General features: G+C 32.0%; 14 protein-coding genes. 12 read left to right on the top strand and 2 right to left on the bottom strand.

What is annotated here, in order from left to right:
• The first annotated feature begins 481 nt into the window (after positions 1-481).
• The 11 genes from thrS (at position 482) to DK441_RS10260 (ending at position 13593) form a co-directional block, all read left to right on the top strand.
• Positions 482-2428, top strand: a complete 1947-nt coding sequence (thrS, locus tag DK441_RS10310) for a threonine--tRNA ligase (RefSeq protein ID WP_109098662.1) — start codon at positions 482-484, stop codon at positions 2426-2428.
• 76 nt (positions 2429-2504) lie between these two features.
• Positions 2505-3014, top strand: a complete 510-nt coding sequence (gene infC / locus DK441_RS10305) for a translation initiation factor IF-3 (protein ID WP_074408604.1) — start codon at positions 2505-2507, stop codon at positions 3012-3014.
• A gap of 60 nt (positions 3015-3074) precedes the next feature.
• Positions 3075-3272, top strand: a complete 198-nt coding sequence (gene rpmI, locus DK441_RS10300; protein ID WP_024771193.1) for a 50S ribosomal protein L35 — start codon at positions 3075-3077, stop codon at positions 3270-3272.
• 141 nt (positions 3273-3413) lie between these two features.
• On the top strand, positions 3414-3758 hold the full coding sequence (rplT, locus tag DK441_RS10295; RefSeq protein ID WP_108807850.1) for a 50S ribosomal protein L20: 345 nt from the start codon (positions 3414-3416) through the stop codon (positions 3756-3758).
• Between the two features lie 175 nt (positions 3759-3933).
• Positions 3934-4341, top strand: a complete 408-nt coding sequence (locus tag DK441_RS10290; RefSeq protein ID WP_109098661.1) for a hypothetical protein — start codon at positions 3934-3936, stop codon at positions 4339-4341.
• Positions 4342-4347: 6 nt separating this feature from the next.
• Positions 4348-7113, top strand: coding sequence for an ATP-binding protein (locus DK441_RS10285; RefSeq protein WP_109098660.1), 2766 nt, complete (start codon positions 4348-4350; stop codon positions 7111-7113).
• A 51-nt stretch (positions 7114-7164) separates the two neighbouring features.
• Positions 7165-7974, top strand: a complete 810-nt coding sequence (locus DK441_RS10280) for an RNA methyltransferase (RefSeq protein ID WP_109098659.1) — start codon at positions 7165-7167, stop codon at positions 7972-7974.
• A 94-nt stretch (positions 7975-8068) separates the two neighbouring features.
• A complete protein-coding gene (locus tag DK441_RS10275) occupies positions 8069-9301 on the top strand; it encodes a M48 family metallopeptidase (protein WP_109098658.1) in 1233 nt (410 codons plus the stop codon).
• Between the two features lie 168 nt (positions 9302-9469).
• A complete protein-coding gene (locus tag DK441_RS10270; RefSeq protein ID WP_109098657.1) occupies positions 9470-11677 on the top strand; it encodes a bifunctional (p)ppGpp synthetase/guanosine-3',5'-bis(diphosphate) 3'-pyrophosphohydrolase in 2208 nt (735 codons plus the stop codon).
• Between the two features lie 177 nt (positions 11678-11854).
• The gene (locus DK441_RS10265) at positions 11855-12322 is read left to right on the top strand and encodes a Fur family transcriptional regulator (RefSeq protein ID WP_024771200.1); all 468 of its coding nucleotides are present in this window, start codon (positions 11855-11857) and stop codon (positions 12320-12322) included.
• Positions 12322-13593, top strand: a complete 1272-nt coding sequence (locus tag DK441_RS10260; RefSeq protein ID WP_025667290.1) for an adenylosuccinate synthase — start codon at positions 12322-12324, stop codon at positions 13591-13593. Before DK441_RS10265 ends, DK441_RS10260 begins: the two co-directional genes overlap by 1 nt.
• A 79-nt stretch (positions 13594-13672) precedes the next feature.
• Here DK441_RS10260 and DK441_RS10255 read toward each other — a convergent pair whose 3' ends face one another.
• Complete coding sequence (locus tag DK441_RS10255; RefSeq protein ID WP_109098656.1) at positions 13673-14377, bottom strand: hypothetical protein; 705 nt, start codon at positions 14375-14377, stop codon at positions 13673-13675.
• Between the two features lie 88 nt (positions 14378-14465).
• Positions 14466-15827 carry a tetratricopeptide repeat protein gene (locus DK441_RS10250; RefSeq protein ID WP_109098655.1) on the bottom strand — a complete coding sequence of 454 codons (1362 nt, stop codon included), beginning with the start codon at positions 15825-15827 and terminating at the stop codon, positions 14466-14468.
• A gap of 481 nt (positions 15828-16308) precedes the next feature.
• On the opposite strand from DK441_RS10250, the gene DK441_RS10245 reads away from it, so the two are divergent.
• Positions 16309-18084 carry an OstA-like protein gene (locus DK441_RS10245; RefSeq protein ID WP_235015749.1) on the top strand — a complete coding sequence of 592 codons (1776 nt, stop codon included), beginning with the start codon at positions 16309-16311 and terminating at the stop codon, positions 18082-18084.
• Positions 18085-18110: the final 26 nt, after the last annotated feature.

Here is an 18110-nt window from a genome sequence, read left to right as displayed (position 1 = left end):
GAAAAAAATTAAACCAAATCTCAACGAACTTAACAAAACATTATCCCGTTTTGAACGGGCGCAAACATACAACCCTTTTTTATTCTGACAAGACCTTTTTAATAAAGTTTTTAAAACTTTTTCTTAACTTAAAAATCAAAAAAATAAATCTCTCAATGAACGCACTAAACATTATCCCGTTTTGCGGGGGCAAATATAAAAACCTTTTCCTTTCCAACAACACCTTTTCTTAACTATTTTGAAACTTTTTTTTAATGCTCTGATATGACACCTCTTACATAAACATAAAAATCAAAAACAACATTAGAACTCTTCATTAGATAATCATAACTGATATTACAAAAGTACCCTAAAAACCCAATAAAAATCAACAATACCCTACCCTATACCTCTACTACAATATTAATCTACTAAATTATATCTTATATATATTGTATGGATTTTATTATCGTATTATCTTTACCACTTTAATTAGAAAAAGATGATCAAGATTACGTTACCAGATGGTTCGATTAGAGAGTACAATAGCGAAGTTACTGCTATGGATGTTGCAAAAGATATTAGTGAAGGTTTTGCCAGAAATGTAATTTCTGCAAAATTTAACGGAACTACTATCGAAACCTCCACAAAATTAACCACAAATGGCAACCTAGTTTTGTTTACATGGAGAGATGATGAAGGTAAAACAGCATTTAGACATTCTACATCTCATGTCCTTGCCCAAGCTCTTGAAGAATTATACCCCGGAGTTAAGCTATCTATTGGTCCAGCTATAGATAACGGGTTCTATTATGATGTAGATCTGGGAGATCAAGTTATTTCTGAAAAAGATTTTAAAGCAATCGAAGATAAAATGCTTGAAATCGCAAGAGGAAAACATGATTTTAAAATGAGGTCTATTTCTAAAGCTGATGCCCTAGCTAAATACAAAGAAGAAAATAATGAGTATAAGGTAGAATTAATTGAGAACCTAGAAGATGGCACAATAACATTTTGTGATCATGATATTTTTACTGATTTATGTCGAGGAGGGCACATCCCTAACACCGGGCTTATTAAAGCTGTAAAAATCATGAGTGTTGCAGGTGCATATTGGCGTGGTGATGAGAATAACAAACAATTAACGAGGGTTTACGGAACTTCTTTTCCGAAGCAAAAAGAGCTAAAAGAATATTTAGAACTACTTGAAGAAGCAAAAAAACGTGATCACAGAAAGCTAGGTAAAGAACTTGAGCTTTTTACTTTTTCTCGAAAAGTTGGACAGGGATTGCCGCTTTGGCTTCCTAAAGGAGCTGCTTTGCGTGATCGTTTGGAACAGTTTTTGAAAAAAGCCCAAAAGAAAGCTGGTTATGAAATGGTAGTCACACCACATATTGGTCAAAAAGAATTGTATGTCACTTCTGGTCATTATGCAAAATACGGCGAAGATAGCTTCCAACCTATCAATACTCCTGCTGAAGGTGAGGAATTCCTACTAAAACCAATGAATTGCCCTCATCATTGTGAGATATATAATAGTGGACCATGGTCGTATAGAGATCTACCTAAACGATATGCCGAGTTTGGCACTGTATACAGGTATGAACAAAGTGGAGAACTTCATGGGCTTACTCGCGTAAGGGGTTTTACTCAGGATGATGCTCATATTTTTTGTACTCCTGATCAATTAGATCTAGAGTTTAAAAAAGTAATTGATTTGGTTTTATATGTTTTTGGATCTTTAGGTTTTGAAAACTTTACAGCACAAGTATCTGTAAGAGACTTAGAAAAACCAGATAAATATATTGGAGATGTCGAAAATTGGGAAAAAGCAGAAAATGCCATTATAAATGCTGCAAAAGATAAAGGATTAAATTATATAATCGAAAGTGGAGAAGCTGCTTTTTATGGTCCTAAGCTCGATTTTATGGTAAAAGATGCATTAGGAAGAAATTGGCAATTAGGAACCATACAGGTAGATTATAACCTCCCAGAGCGTTTTGATCTTACATATAAAGGCAGTGATAACGAATTACACAGACCTGTAATGATTCATAGAGCTCCTTTTGGTAGTTTGGAGAGGTTTATTGCTATCTTGTTAGAGCACACAGGAGGTAATTTCCCTCTGTGGTTAATGCCAGAGCAAGCTATTATACTCTCTATCAGTGAGAAATATGAAAAATACTCTGAAAAAGTTTTAAATTTGTTAGAAAATGACGAAATTCGCGCCCTTGCTGATCATAGAAATGAAACAATAGGTAAAAAGATTAGAGAGGCAGAAATGAATAAATTTCCTTATATTATCATTGTAGGGGAACAAGAAGAGAGAGATAACACCATATCGGTTCGAAAACATGGTGGTGAAGATTTAGGAGCTATATCAATTGAAGAGTTTTCTAAAATAATAAAAGAAGAAATTAATAAAACGCTAAAGCCGTTTAATGGATAACGATAAAATTAAGTTTAATTTAAAATTTTAAGTCATAGCAATAAGAAGAAGAAGGTCTCAAAAACCACTAAGAGTAATCAAAGAAGATGCACACAGAATCAATCATAAAATTCGTGTTGATGAAGTGCGTCTTGTGGGTGACAATGTAGAAGTTGGTGTTTACCCAACAAAAAAAGCGCTACAACTTGCTGAGGAGCAAGAACTTGATCTTGTAGAAATTTCGCCTAAAGCAGTGCCTCCTGTTTGTAAAATAATGGATTATAAGAAATTCCTTTATGAACAGAAGAAAAGAGACAAAGCCTTAAAATCAAAGGCCACTAAGGTTGTTATTAAAGAAATTAGATTTGGTCCTAACACAGATGAGCATGATTATGAGTTCAAGAAAAAGCATGCTATTAAGTTTTTATCAGAAGGAGCCAAATTAAAAGCTTATGTCTTTTTCAAAGGACGTTCAATCATATACAAAGATCAAGGTCAAATTCTACTACTTAGGTTAGCGCAAGAACTAGAAGAGTATGGCAAAGTAGAGCAAATGCCAAAACTTGAAGGTAAACGAATGATTATGTTTATCGCTCCAAAAAAATAAGAAACTCTTGTCAAAAGGAGTTATTAAGATAATAAGTGAGATTATAAAAACAAGGATACAATGCCTAAAATGAAAACAAAATCCAGTGCAAAAAAGCGCTTTAAGCTTACCGGTACTGGTAAAATCAAAAGAAAGCACGCTTTTAAGAGTCATATTTTGACAAAAAAATCTAAAAAGCGTAAGCTTGCTTTAACGCACGCAACATTAGTGCATAAAAGCGATGAAAATAGTATTAAAGAACAATTACGTTTAAAGTAATTTTTTTTAATCAGGTTAGAATTAGTATAAACCCAGGAGTTAGGCCTACATAATTTTAGATTAATAATTTTCGAATTAAGAAATAAAATTTAAATGATCAAGAGTCGATTATCGACCGCCTACTACTAAAAAATTTAAATTATGCCAAGATCAGTAAATTCTGTTGCAAAAAGAGCTAGAAGAAAAAAAGTTCTTAAGCAAGCAAAAGGTTATTTCGGACGTCGTAAAAACGTTTGGACAGTAGCAAAAAATGCGGTTGATAAAGCGATGCAATACTCGTATAGAGACCGTAAAGCAAAAAAGAGAACTTTCCGTGGATTATGGATTACTCGTATTAATGCGGGTGCTCGTTTACACGGTATGTCTTATTCTCAATTTATGGGAAAAGTAAAAGCTAATAATATCGAATTAAACCGTAAGGTTCTTGCAGATTTAGCGATGAACAACCCAGAAGCTTTTCAAGCAATTGTAGAAAAAGTAAAGTAATTCTTTTAGTAAAACAATACAATCTCATTTATAAAAAATCCTGCTTTTGAAGCAGGATTTTTTTTATCTCTAACATATACGAAGCACTGTATTTCATCGTCAAAAACAGTATTTAATCCATCAAAAAGAATGTGGATTGGTATTTTTTCATTACTTTTAAGAAAACTGAATAGATATGAAAAAAAAACACTTTTTGATTATATCAGTATTACTTTTAGTGAGTCAGGGATTATTGGCGCAAGATCATAGTGCACATTCTAACCCTAGCAATTTAGGAGCAGAACAAATTTTTGGTCTTTTAGAAATGCCTTTTCTGGCCATTGCACTTATATTTAGTTTTCTTACGGCCACAAATTTAAAAGGCGGAAAATTTGGATCGGGAATGACACTACTGGCTTGGGGGTTTGTAGTTATGGCTCTCGGACATCTTCATATGCAAATTGCTCATATCTTTGGCTATAATATTTTCAAGAATATATTTGGAGATACTTTTGGTAACTACATTTGGTTTATCGCACTAATTCTTACATGGGGTTTATCGGCATTAGGTTTTTATAAAATATATAAAGCCAGCAAAATATGACCCTAGATGATCTTAAAATGGTTTAAAAGAATAACGACCGCTAAGAAAACCAATCCAAAAAAAAGCCAAGAAGAGCAAGAAATTATTGATCTAATTGATTTTCTTTGGAAAGAGATTGACATATCCAAAAACACTTCTAATCTAAAAATAAAAGTAAAAGCTTTTAGAGAATTTTCTTATGTAAAAAAAATTGAGTTTTTACCAGAATTATACTTATTCCTAGAAGAATATATTACAGAAAAAAATGCAATACGACGACCTAGCAAACAATTTGTACGTAATCAAATTATAGAACGATATAATTCACTATTCAAGTATACATCCTTCAAGTTAATATTCGATCCATTAAAAGAGCAAGAATTAATCTTATGTAAAGTTTTTCTCTCTAACGTATTAGAGAAATCTTCAGAACTTATTGGTAGCTATAATGATTCTAAAATTATTTATATCAAAAAATACCTGGATACACCATATAATTTTCGCACTATTGACCTGATCAAGGAGAGAAAAAATCTATTAGATTTTTCTAATCAGATTTTTCTTAAAATCAAAAATAGCTTAGGTATAAATGCAATCACCAATATCTATTTACTTATTTATAAAAAACATTTTCAATCTTATCATTTATTAGATTCATTTACTGCAACGTTAAATGTAATTCCCGAAGAAATCCTTGCTAAGGATTTGATCAACTTCCCTAGTAAACAACAAATGCATAAGATGCTGCAGAAACAGCTTTATAGTTTAGAAGAAATTAACGAAAGACTTACCAAAGAAGTTGTAGAAAGAAAAAAAGTAGAGGAAGAATTAAAATATAGCGAACATTTAAATACAACCATATTAGAAACAGCAATGGATGGTGTGGTTTTGGTAAATAGCAAAGGAATTGTATTAAATTGGAATAAACAGGCAGAGAATATACTAGAGCTAAAAAGAGAGGAAACGATTGGATACAGTATCTATTCATTAGTCCCATATAAACTTAGACAAGAATTAAAAAGAAGTTTTAGTAATTATATACAAACCGGAGATGATGAACTAATCAATAAAAGAGTAGAAACCTCTGTAAACAGGAAAAATGGTTCTATTGTATATATAGAACTTACTGTTATTGCAATTGAAACCAAAGATGATTATCTTTTCAATGGTTTTTTTAGAGATATCACCAATCGAAAGATTATTGATAATGAAATTAGAGAAGCTAAGGTTATCGCAGAAAAATCTGCTAAAGCAAAGACCGTTTTTTTATCTAATATGAGTCACGAAATCAGGACTCCTCTTAATGTTATTTTGGGACTTACAGGTATTTTACAAAAGAGTGATTTTAGTAATCCCCATATAGATAAAAAAAACCTGGATGGAATTCAGTTTTCTGCCGAAAATCTTTTGATATTAATCAACGACATTCTCGATTTCTCTAAAATTGAAGCTGGAAAACTCACATTACACAATACAGATTTTAGTCTTAAAGAATTAATTACTAACATCTCACGTGGTTTTAAAATAAAAGCAGACGAAAAAGGTTTAAAATACACCATGCTTATTGATCCTTCTGTACCTAAATTTATTATTGGGGATCAACTTAGGTTAAATCAAATTCTAATCAACCTAATAGGTAATGCAATAAAATTTACCCAAACCGGCGAGATAACAATACAAGTAAAAACAGAAAAATCAAGCAAAAAAGGAATTACTATTAATTTTTCTGTAAAAGACACAGGAGTTGGTATCCCTAAAGATAAACTTAAGAATATTTTCGAAAGTTTTTATCAGGTACATAAGCCAGGAAAAAATAAGATCGAAGGAACGGGGCTTGGTCTCTCAATCTCTAAACAACTTATCGAGCTACAAGGAGGAGTACTTAAAGCCGAAAGTAAACCAGGAGCAGGATCAACTTTTGATTTCTCTATTACATACGGCAAAAGCAATTTTAGATCTACAGAAACAAATAGGAAACACACTACTATGTCTGGAAATAACCATAACCTATCTGGAGTGACAGTACTGGTAGTTGAAGACAACAAAATGAACCAGTTTTTTATAAAGCAATTATTCTCTAATTGGCATATAGATGCACATATTGCAGATAATGGAAAGATTGCATTAGAAAAACTTAAAAACTTCACTTATGATCTAATACTTATGGACATGCATATGCCAGTAATGGATGGCCCCGAAACTACAGAAATCATAAGAAAATCTGATGATGATAAGATTAACAAAATACCTATAATAGCTTGCTCGGCAGATGTGTTCCCAGAATCAAAAAAGAAAGCAATAGAATCGGGAATGAATTTTTATCTCACTAAACCATTAAGCGAACAGGCTCTTGAAGAGATACTATTAAGTATCTTATCTAAAAACGTACAAAACGACGCCACTACTGCTGTTAGTACAGATAAACCAACATCTTTAGAAGTTAAAAAATTCTGTGACCTGTCCTTTCTAAAAAAGACTTTTGATAATGACATCGAAATTATTCAAGGAGTTTTACAAATATTCATTGATGAAACCCCAAAAGATTACCAAAAACTAAAACAGGCAATTGAAGAAAAAAATTGGGATATTACGCGAGAAACTGCTCACAAACTTAAATCTAGTTTTAAAACTATTGGTTTAAAAAATGAAACAGATATTCTACAAAAAATAGAATATTCATCAAAAGAAAAGCTAGAATTTAGCCTGCTCAAAGAATACTTTATAGAATTAAATCAATCCTACTCTAAAATCATCAAAGAAATCAATCAGTACATACAAGATTTTCCTTCTTAAATACAGAAAAAAGAAAACACTTTTCTATTCGCTATTATTATCTTTGCGTTTATGCAAAACCAGATAAAAAGTCTTCAGAATGATAAAATAAAATTTCTTAACCAGCTTAAAGAAAAATCAAGAGTTCGCAAAAGAGAAAAACGCTTTATTATTGAAGGTAAACGTGAAATTACATTAGCTATACAAGGAAGATATACAATTACTCAACTTTATTATTGTTCTTCTATTATTCCGCTTAAAGAAATTTCGGAACTACTTACCTCTTCTCAACATCAAATTGAATTGTTTGAGATTACTTTAGAAATTTATCAAAAACTAGCCTATCGAACCACAACCGAAGGAGTTTTAGCTGTAGCTATTTCAAAAGATAATGATATCAAAAATTTCACCTTATCATCAAAAAACTCTTTAATTCTTGTGGCTGAATCTCCAGAAAAACCTGGTAACATAGGCGCCTTATTACGTACTGCAGATGCTGCACAATTAGATGCGGTTTTTATTGCAAACCCAAAAACTGATATATACAATCCCAACATCATACGATCTAGCGTTGGATGTATATTTACCAACAATATTGCAACCGGATCTTCTGCAGCTATTATAGATTTCTTAAAAAAGCACAATATCAATATCTATGGTGCTGCACTACAAAAATCTATAGATTATCACACTCAGGATTATACCAGACCTACTGCTATCGTGGTTGGTACTGAAGCTACAGGATTAAGTGATGTTTTTTTAGAAAGTACAACTCAAAATATTAAAATACCAATGAGTGGTGTAATCGACTCAATGAATGTTTCGGTTGCTGCTGGAATTCTCATTTTTGAAGCAAAACGCCAACGAGGGTTTGCGGGCTAAAAGATTAAAAATAGTACTGAAAATAAATTAAAAATCATTACCTTACCGTTTCCTACATATCCCAAATCTTTAAACTACTAATTGCTCTAAACCAATGACCCCCAATTCCCTTTTTTATTTATTAATAGCTATTATCATTATTGTATTTCTAATAGACTCTCTATTAGATATCCTTAATTCTAGACACTATAACAATCAGATTCCCGAAGAACTTATAGATGTTTATCCCGAAGAAGAATATCAAAAATCCATAGCATATAAAAAAGCTAATTTCAAATTTAAATTAGTATCCTCTACTATCTCGTTGTGTATCATGCTTCTATTTTTCTTTTTAGATGGATTTGCCATAGTTGATACTATATCAAGGAATATTTCAGATAATTCAATTATAATTGGTCTTATTTTTTTTGGAATTATAATGATTGGTAGTGATATTCTCTCTACTCCTGCTACTTACTATAAAATTTTTGTTATTGAAGAAAAATTTGGTTTCAATAAAACCACTATAAAAACCTTTTTTATTGATAAAATAAAAAGCATCATAATGATGATAATTGTCGGCGGAGGGCTTTTGGCATTGATTATATGGTTCTACCAAATTACAGGAAACTCTTTTTGGGTGTATGCCTGGACATTAGTATCTATATTTACATTAGCAATGAATATGTTTTATGCAAAACTTATTGTTCCTATCTTTAACAAACAAACCCCTTTAGAACCAGGAGAACTTAGAAATACTATTGAAGCTTATTCTAAAAAAGTTGGCTTTCAGTTAAAAGATATTTTTGTTATTGATGGTTCTAAAAGAAGTACTAAAGCAAATGCTTATTTCTCTGGTTTTGGTAGCGAAAAAAGGATAACTCTTTATGACACATTGATTAATGATCTTGATAACGAAGAGATTGTGGCCGTATTAGCTCATGAAGTCGGGCATTATAAAAAAAGGCATGTGATCGTTAATTTGTTTTTATCTATTGCTCTTACTGGATTAACATTATGGTTTTTATCGCTTTTTATTGCAAATCCACTCCTATCTGAGGCACTGGGAGTAGCAACTCCTTCGTTTCATATTGGACTTATAGCTTTTGGAATTTTGTATAGTCCGATTTCAGAAATAACCGGATTAATAATGAATATAGTTTCTAGAGCTTTCGAATATCAGGCAGATAACTATGCAAAAGAAACTTATAATAATGAAGCTTTAATTAATAGTTTAAAAAAACTTTCAAAAAACAACCTTAGCAACTTAACCCCTCATCCTGCTATGGTATTTATTCATTACTCGCATCCTACTCTTTTACAAAGAATTAAAAATCTCAGAAAATAAATCCCTTACTCAAGACTTGGTGGTTACATTTCTTAATTGTATTTTTAATTATTAATGACAAAAAATATAGTTTAATCATTAATCTCAAGGCACAATTTTGTCGGTTAATATTACGTAGGGGATATCACACGCGATACTTAATAGGGCTTTCTTAAAAAACTTTATGTTATGACTGAAGCTGCTATAGATAAAGAAAATAAACAGATTGCTAAGCAATACAAAGAATTGCTTCGTATTAGTTATAGAGATCTTACTAAAGAGGATAAGACACTTATACGGCAGGCGTTTGATATTGCTGTTGATGCCCATAAAGATCAACGTCGTAAAAGTGGTGAAGCCTATATTTTTCATCCTATTGCGGTAGCAAAAATTGTAGCTAGTGAAATTGGGCTAGATGCTACATCAATTGCTGCAGCATTACTTCATGATGTTGTAGAAGACACAGAATATACTCTGGTAGATATTGAGCAAATGTTTGGTGAAACAGTAGCTCGTATTGTAGATGGCCTTACCAAAATTTCTTCTCTAAAAAAAGATAGAGACATTTCTCTACAAGCCGAGAATTTCAGAAAAATGCTTCTTACCCTTAATGATGATGTAAGGGTTATTATCATTAAAATTGCGGATCGCTTGCATAATATGCAAACGATGGATGCTATGAGACCAGATAAGCAGGTAAAGATTGCATCCGAAACTTTGTATATATATGCCCCTCTGGCTCATCGAATTGGCTTATACAATATCAAAACAGAATTAGAAGACCTGGGATTGAAATATACCGAACCCGAAGTATATAAAGATATTCTGGAAAAAATAAAGGAGAGTAAGGAAGAGCAAGACGAGTATATCAAAAAATTCTCTGATCAGATTAGAGAAGGTCTTGATAGAGAAGGATTAAATTATGAAATAAAAGGAAGACCAAAATCCATTTTTTCGATTCGTAGAAAAATGGTAAAGCAAAACATCTCATTCGACGAAGTGTATGACAAATTTGCTATACGAATAATATACAAATCTGATAATATAGAGAATGAAAAGTTTATTGCCTGGAAAATATATACTGTAGTAACCGATTATTACAGACCAAACCCTATTCGCTTAAGAGATTGGATCTCTCAACCCAAGTCTACCGGTTACGAAGCCTTACATATAACCGTTATCGGCCCAGACAGCAAATGGGTAGAAGTACAAATTCGTAGTGAGCGTATGCATGAAATTGCTGAAAAAGGATATGCAGCACATTATAAATATAAAAATACTGAAGAAAAAGATGATCAAGGATTAGATGGGTGGCTTAATCGATTACAGGAAGCATTAGAAAATTCTGAAACAAACGCTGTAGATTTTGTAGAAGAATTTAAATTAAATCTTTATGCAAAAGAAATATTTGTCTTTACGCCTGAAGGAGATTTAAAATCATTACCAAAAGGAGCAACTGCACTTGATTTTGGTTTTAGTGTACATACCGAGGTTGGATTAAGAACAAGAGGAGCTCGAGTGAATGGTAAATTAGTACCATTAAGCCATGAGCTTAAAAGTGGTGATCAGGTAGAAATCATTACCTCGACCAAATCAAAACCTTCTTCTAGCTGGTTGGATTATGCTACTACAGCAAGAGCAAGATCCAAAATTAAATCTGCTCTACGAGACGAGAAAAAACAAATTGCCGAAGACGGAAAAGTCGTTTTAAAACGTAAACTTCGCTCCCAGAAAATAACAATGAGTGAGAAAGTTGTTAATGAACTTGTACTCTATTTTAAACTTAAAACAAGTTTGGATCTATTTTACAGAGTAGGTATAGGAACCATTGACAATCAAAAAATCAAAGAGTTCGCTACCACTCGAAGTAATGTCTTTATGAATTTTATCAAAAATAGAATTCGAAGAGGTAACATTAAAGATGTTAATAAGGAGGAAATTACATCGAAATACGATCTGCTTGTTTTTGGAAAAGATTCAGAAAAACTAGAATACAAATTATCTAATTGTTGTAATCCGATTCCTGGAGATGATGTTTTTGGCTTTATAACAGTCAATGAAGGCATAAAAGTGCATAAAAACAATTGTCCAAATTCGCTACAACTACAAAGTAACTATGCATATCGCATTATTGCTGCGAAATGGATTGATTCTAGCCAGGAAGAATTCAAGGCTGTAATAAGACTAAATGGTATCGATAATATCGGTGTAGTAAATGAGGTAACACAAATTATCTCAAACAATATGAGTCTTGCAATATATAATATGAATTTTGATACTAATGACGGTGTTTTTACTGGAAAAATAACGGTAGGTGTCAAAAATAAGAATACCTTAAAAACGGTTATGAAAAACCTTTCAAAAATAAGTGGTATTGATAAAGTTGTAAGAGAATAAAAACTTGTTTTTTTGCTCAAAAAGGAATTATGAATTAAGAATCACACTATTTTTCACAAAGATTCTTTTTTATGGTCAAATCGGTTCAAATCAGTTAATTTTAAAAAACCTTAAATAATCGTTTTTAAATCAGAGTCTCACTAATAAAAAATAATGTAACTTTGCGTTTTTAAACGTATGAGTACTAAAGCAACTACACAAAACGATCAAATTATCGTTAAAAATGTTTTCACCAGTTTCTTAGAAGAAAATGGTCATAGAAAAACACCCGAAAGATACGCTATACTTCAAGAGATTTACGAAAGTGATGAGCATTTTGATATCGAATCATTATATATCAAAATGAAAAACAAAAATTATAGGGTAAGCCGTGCCACACTTTATAACACTATAGAGCTTTTATTAGAATGTAAATTGGTTAGAAAACATCAATTCGGACAAAATCAAGCTCAATACGAAAAATCATATTTCGATAGACAACATGATCACTTAATTTTAACTGATACCGGGGATGTATTAGAATTTTGTGATCCTAGAATTCAATCTATAAAAAAAACAATCGAAGAAATTTTTGATGTAGATATTACAAATCATTCTTTGTATTTCTACGGAACTAAAAAAAACCCAACTAATAAAGATAACTAATGGCGGTAAACTTATTACTTGGTCTTCAATGGGGAGACGAAGGGAAAGGAAAAATTGTAGACGTTCTTACAAAAGATTATAATATTATTGCACGATTTCAAGGTGGTCCTAATGCCGGTCACACTTTAGAATTTGATGGAATCAAACATGTGTTACATACTATTCCTAGCGGAATTTTTCATGACAAAGCCATAAATCTAGTTGGAAATGGTGTCGTAATAGACCCTGTGATTTTCAAAAAAGAATTGGATAATCTTAATAAATTTAATTTAGATTATAAATCCAAATTATTGATTTCTAGAAAAGCCCATCTAATTCTTCCTACGCATAGGATTCTGGATGCTGCTTCTGAAGCTTCTAAAGGAAAAGCAAAAATTGGTTCTACTTTAAAAGGAATTGGCCCTACATATATGGACAAAACTGGTAGAAATGGTATTCGAGTTGGAGATTTAGAACTAAATGACTGGAAAGAACGTTACCGTGCTTTAGCCAATAAGCATGAAGCAATGATTGATTTTTATGATTCAAAAATAGAATACAATCTGGAAGAGCTAGAGAATGAATTTTTTGAAGCGATTAAAGTTTTAAAAACACTTACTTTTATTGATAGTGAAGAATACCTTCATCAAGCTCAAAAAGAAGGAAAAACAATTCTGGCAGAAGGTGCACAAGGGTCTTTATTAGATATCGATTTTGGCACATACCCTTTTGTAACATCATCAAATACCACAGCAGCAGGAGCATGTACTGGTTTGGGTATTGCACCAAATAAGATCAAAGATGTTTTTGGTATATTTAAAGCATACACAACTCGAGTTGGTAGTGGACCATTTCCTACAGAACTATTTGATAAAGATGGAGAGACAATGGCACAAGTTGGTCATGAATTTGGAGCTACTACAGGTAGACCAAGAAGATGTGGATGGCTAGACCTTGTAGCACTAAAATATGCAGTACATGTAAACGGTGTCACAAAATTAATGATGATGAAAGGCGACGTACTAAGTGGGTTTAATACCTTAAAAATATGTACCGCTTATAAATACCAGGGTAAAACAATTACTCATTTACCATACAATATAGAACCTGAAAATGTAACTCCTATCTATACCGAGATGAAAGGTTGGTCTGAAGATCTTACAGGAATGACCGATCCTTCTCAATTACCTAAAGAGTTAAATGAATACATTTCGTTTTTAGAGAAAGAGCTGGAAACACCAATTACAATTGTTTCTGTAGGACCAGATAGAACGCAAACCATACACAGGTAAAAAATAGCATTATAAAAAATAAGAGCGGCTGTAAAATACAGCCGCTCTTATTTTTTATGTATAGTGTAAATGTATATTCTTAATTTCCCAAATAGATAAAAGTATTAATTACCAGGTAAGGTTGATAGCGATCAAAAGATTGGTTTGCTCCTCCACTATTTAGTGTTACATTATGGTTGTGATTCCCTGCATTACCAGTATTTGTATTTCCTCCAGCCAATAAAATCCTTCTATTTGCATCTACACCATTTTGCACACGTTGATTAGAAAAGAAACCAGCAAAACCATGCCTATGGTTCCCTCTAGTATTTGTTGTACCCGTAAAATTAACATTAGGTAAATTCGCCTGGACTAAGGTTGTATTTGCTTGTCCTCCTGTGTCTCCTATATTTTCTCCTCCCGTGGGATGTTTTAAGACTCTATCTGTTGCATCGGGTAAATTTGTGGTAAATCCTAGACTAGTAGCAACTGCTTGAGCTGTAGCCGAAAGTGTTGCAGTACTACGACCATCTAAAATATACCATCCACTATGATCCGCGGTAGCAACACTAAACTTTACATCTCCGTCTGATGCTGATTCATTTGCAGCAACCCACTTTGTTCCATCCCAGTAGTATATTTTATCATCGGTAGTATTATACACTATCGATCCTCGATTAGGAGTTACAATACCATTCATTTGAATAGTAGTAACATTAGGCAATCCTAATATAGAGTTCCTGTCTACCTGAGCATAAAAAAAGTGGCTTATAAAAACGAAAATTAAAAATAGTTTTACTTTCATATAGTTATTTGTTTTACCATAAATATATAAAAGCAAAAACATTTATCAGAAAATAAATCTAAAATATATTTTCTATCAATTCATATTATCATAATGAAGTAGTCCCTTCCTTATTAGGTTTTAGCTCTATTACCCTTTCTAATTTTCGCATAATTTTCTGCTTACGATAATAGCCATCAGGAAATGATTTTATCTGCTTAAAACCATAGATATCATCATCTCCTTTTCCGCCTTTACGATTACTCGCAAAATACCCTGTTTTACTTTCTTCATTGATAATAAAAGTAAAATCATCTTTCGGGCTGTTAATTGGTTTTCCTAAATTATAAACTTCTACTGCTCCCTCCTTATTTAAAATAGCCATAAAAATATCTAATCCTCCTAGCCCCTTATGTCCATCACTTGCAAAAAACAACTTTCCTTTATCACTAATATAAGGGAAAGTTTCACGGCCCGAAGTATTAATTAAATCTCCTAAATTTTTAGGCGTTCCAAAACTTTCATCTTCATTTATTTTCACCACATACAAATCTGATTTCCCATGAGTTCCTGGCATATCACTTGCAAAATATAAGTATTTGCCATCTGAAGATAATGCAGGGTGTGCTATTGAGTACTCATCGCTATTAAAAGGTAGTTCTTCTACATCTCCCCATTTTCCGTTATCATAACGTGCTCTATATATTTTTAATAAAACAACGCCTTTTGTATTTGTTTTAGATTTTCTTTTAGAATAATTATTTCTAGTAAAATAGACCGTTTTCCTATCCTTACTAAAAGTTGCAGAAGATTCATGAAACTTCGAATTAATAGTCCCTTTTAATTTTTCAATACTTTTTTCTTCAGAAACATATGTAGTTGTATACAAATCCAAAAAAGGTTGATCATTCCACTCGTGTAATACTTTAGAAAAGTTATTGGTATTTCTCGAAGATGCGAATACTAATTCACCATTATAAAAACTAGGAGCATAATCAGAATATTTCGAATTGATATTTAAGGTATCAATTATAAATTCCTTTGGCTTATTTTTTTTCGATAAAGTATTATCTAATGAGTCATGTATCTGTTCAACTCCTTTATCATTACTTGCATATAACCAATGCGCTATATCATCTTCACTTTTATATTCTTCAGTACTTTTAATGCATTGTGTATATCTGGTGCGGTATTCTGATTTTATTTTTCCTGGATACAAAGAAGACAACACTCGATACCATTGTGCTGCTTTTTCTAATTCACCATTAAAGTAATATGAATCCCCTAATCTTTCATATAACTCTATTGATTTACCTCCTTTTCTTATAGCTTTTAAGTACATTTCCCTTGCCTCGATATAGGCATACTTTTTAAAAGCTTCATTTGCTTTTTCCAACTGCTTTTCCTGAGAAAACACAGCACCCCAAAAAAACAAAAAAAATAGAGCCCCTAAGTTTTTTTTCAAAACCATCTATTATCTTTTTGTTAATAGTATAACGACCTCAACTGTTCTTTTTTTTAAGCAGCTCTATATCTATTCTTAGCAATGGATCAGAATAAATAAATTTGCTTTTGATAAAAAATAAAAGTTAAGATGATGCTATCCCCATAGCATTGATCGTTCCCTTTGTTGTTTCCTATCGCAATTTACTGATGCTTAAGTAGATCTAGTGTTAAAAAATTCGAAAATTTCTCTTATTTGCTTCTTTTTATCTGTATTAGTCCTTTGATCGTACAAAACTTACACATTATCCTTTTTTTATGAAACTACACCCCTATACTCATTGTAGAAATTACTTGCTTTTAAGGTATTACAGAGATAAAACATGTTAAAATGCAACATAAGATTAGACATAAAGTTATTAAATGAACATGACTTACTTTTTATTTTACTGCTATAGCCACAATCATTAGATACAATTTTCGTTATTTTGCATACAAATTTGAAACACTTGAAAAACAAATTCTTCTATATACTATTTGCTTTTATATTTTCGGTAGCATCATTTGCACAAGAAGGAAAACAAATCAAAGTTCAATCTGATCGTACCATAAAAGATCAAAATCGGTTTCCTGGGGCAACTATCCTGGCCAAAGTAGACAAACAGGTATATATGCAACATGAAGGAATTGAGATATGGTGTGACCAAGCTATTCACTATGGTGAAGATAAGTTTGTTAAGGCCTTAGGAAATGTAAAAATGAAGCAAGGAGACACCATTACTATGACTAGTAAATATGCTGAGTATAATGGTAATACTAAATTTGCATATGCAAGTGATGATGTATTTATGGAAACTCCTTCGAATACATTGCGTACCGATACTTTATTCTTTGATCGACTTAGACAACAGGCATATTATCGTAGTGGAGGAACAGTTCGAGATTCTTCGAATACATTAACCAGCCAAATTGGACGGTACTTTATGGATAGAAAACAATATTCATTTAATACCACAGTAAAAATTGTAAATCCAGAAAACACGGTCGATTCTGATCGATTGGATTATTACACAGAAAATGGTCATGCATATCTATATGGTCCTTCGACAGTTAAAGGTAAAGAAAGCACATTATATTGTGAACGAGGATTCTATGATACTAAAGTTAAGACTGGATATGCTATCAAAAATGCCAAAATCGACTATGATAAACGCACTGTTTTTGGAGATAGTATTTTTTACAATAGTGCTAGTCAATTTGCTTCGGCTACTAATAATATTAGAGTATTAGATACGGCAAATAATTCTGTGATTACCGGTCATTATGCAGAGGTTTTTAAAGAAAAAGATTCTGTTTTTATCACAAAGAGAGCACTCGCAGCTACTTTGCAGGAAAAAGATTCTATTTTTATTCACAGTGATACACTTATGGTCACTGGTAAACCCGAACGAAGAATAATGAATGGTTTTTATGATGTGAGAATCTATAAGAGTAATATGAGTGGTAAAAGTGATTCTATTAATGTAGATCAGACCACAGGATATACTAAAATGATTGGCCGACCGATTATTTGGTCGCAAAGAAATCAAATGACAGGTGATACTATAAAAATTATCTCGAATACAAAGACAGAAAAGTTAGATTCACTTATCGTGTACCAAAATGCTTTTTTAGCACAAGAAGACACCCTTAAAGCCGGATTCAATCAAGTAAAAGGCCAGATACTTTATGGTTTATTTAAAGAAAATGAACTCTACCAGGTAGATATTGATAAAAACACAGAAACTATATTTTACCAGAGAGAAAGCGAAGGGGAGTTAAAACTTATTGGTATTAATAAAGTACTCTCTAGCTCAATCAGATTATTATTAAATAATCGGGAGATTGAAGATGTCTATTATTACCAGAATATTGACGGTACTTTATATCGTGAAATTGACCTACCAGAAAATGCTCGTGAGCTCTCTGGTTTTAATTGGCGCGGTGATGAACGTATTAATAGTAAGGCTGATCTATTTAGAGGAGAATCTCCTCCTGAACTTACCAAAATAACAGGAATCCCATTACCAAAAGATGAAGCAGATTTCTTTGATGAAGAAACTGTTAAACGTTTAGAGGATAATAAGTCTGAAGGTTCTCGATTATTAGAGCAAGAACTTAAAGATGCCGAGCTCAAAGAAACTAACGAACAACTAGATTCTATTCCTTTTAAAAAGAAAGTAAAAGAAGATCTTAATACCGAAAAGAAAAAAAGTCAAAAAGATAGTATCAACATAGAACATTAATATCTTTTTGTGTAAAAATATCGGAT

This window comes from Aquimarina sp. AU58 (genome assembly GCF_900312745.1).
Lineage (GTDB): Bacteria > Bacteroidota > Bacteroidia > Flavobacteriales > Flavobacteriaceae > Aquimarina > Aquimarina spinulae.
The sequence above is the reverse complement of the archived record's forward strand: the minus strand, read 5'-3'. Positions and strand labels throughout refer to the sequence as shown.

What these genes read in the sequence shown, in the direction of transcription:
- DK441_RS10275 (WP_109098658.1), top strand. Translation starts at nt 8,069, where the DNA reads ATGACCCCCAATTCCCTTTTTTATTTATTAATAGCTATTATCATTATT.
- DK441_RS10280 (WP_109098659.1), top strand. Translation starts at nt 7,165, where the DNA reads ATGCAAAACCAGATAAAAAGTCTTCAGAATGATAAAATAAAATTTCTT.
- DK441_RS10250 (WP_109098655.1), bottom strand. Translation starts at nt 15,827, where the DNA reads ATGGTTTTGAAAAAAAACTTAGGGGCTCTATTTTTTTTGTTTTTTTGG.
- DK441_RS10285 (WP_109098660.1), top strand. Translation starts at nt 4,348, where the DNA reads ATGATCTTAAAATGGTTTAAAAGAATAACGACCGCTAAGAAAACCAAT.
- DK441_RS10255 (WP_109098656.1), bottom strand. Translation starts at nt 14,377, where the DNA reads ATGAAAGTAAAACTATTTTTAATTTTCGTTTTTATAAGCCACTTTTTT.
- DK441_RS10270 (WP_109098657.1), top strand. Translation starts at nt 9,470, where the DNA reads ATGACTGAAGCTGCTATAGATAAAGAAAATAAACAGATTGCTAAGCAA.
- thrS (WP_109098662.1), top strand. Translation starts at nt 482, where the DNA reads ATGATCAAGATTACGTTACCAGATGGTTCGATTAGAGAGTACAATAGC.
- rpmI (WP_024771193.1), top strand. Translation starts at nt 3,075, where the DNA reads ATGCCTAAAATGAAAACAAAATCCAGTGCAAAAAAGCGCTTTAAGCTT.
- rplT (WP_108807850.1), top strand. Translation starts at nt 3,414, where the DNA reads ATGCCAAGATCAGTAAATTCTGTTGCAAAAAGAGCTAGAAGAAAAAAA.
- DK441_RS10265 (WP_024771200.1), top strand. Translation starts at nt 11,855, where the DNA reads ATGAGTACTAAAGCAACTACACAAAACGATCAAATTATCGTTAAAAAT.
- DK441_RS10260 (WP_025667290.1), top strand. Translation starts at nt 12,322, where the DNA reads ATGGCGGTAAACTTATTACTTGGTCTTCAATGGGGAGACGAAGGGAAA.
- DK441_RS10290 (WP_109098661.1), top strand. Translation starts at nt 3,934, where the DNA reads ATGAAAAAAAAACACTTTTTGATTATATCAGTATTACTTTTAGTGAGT.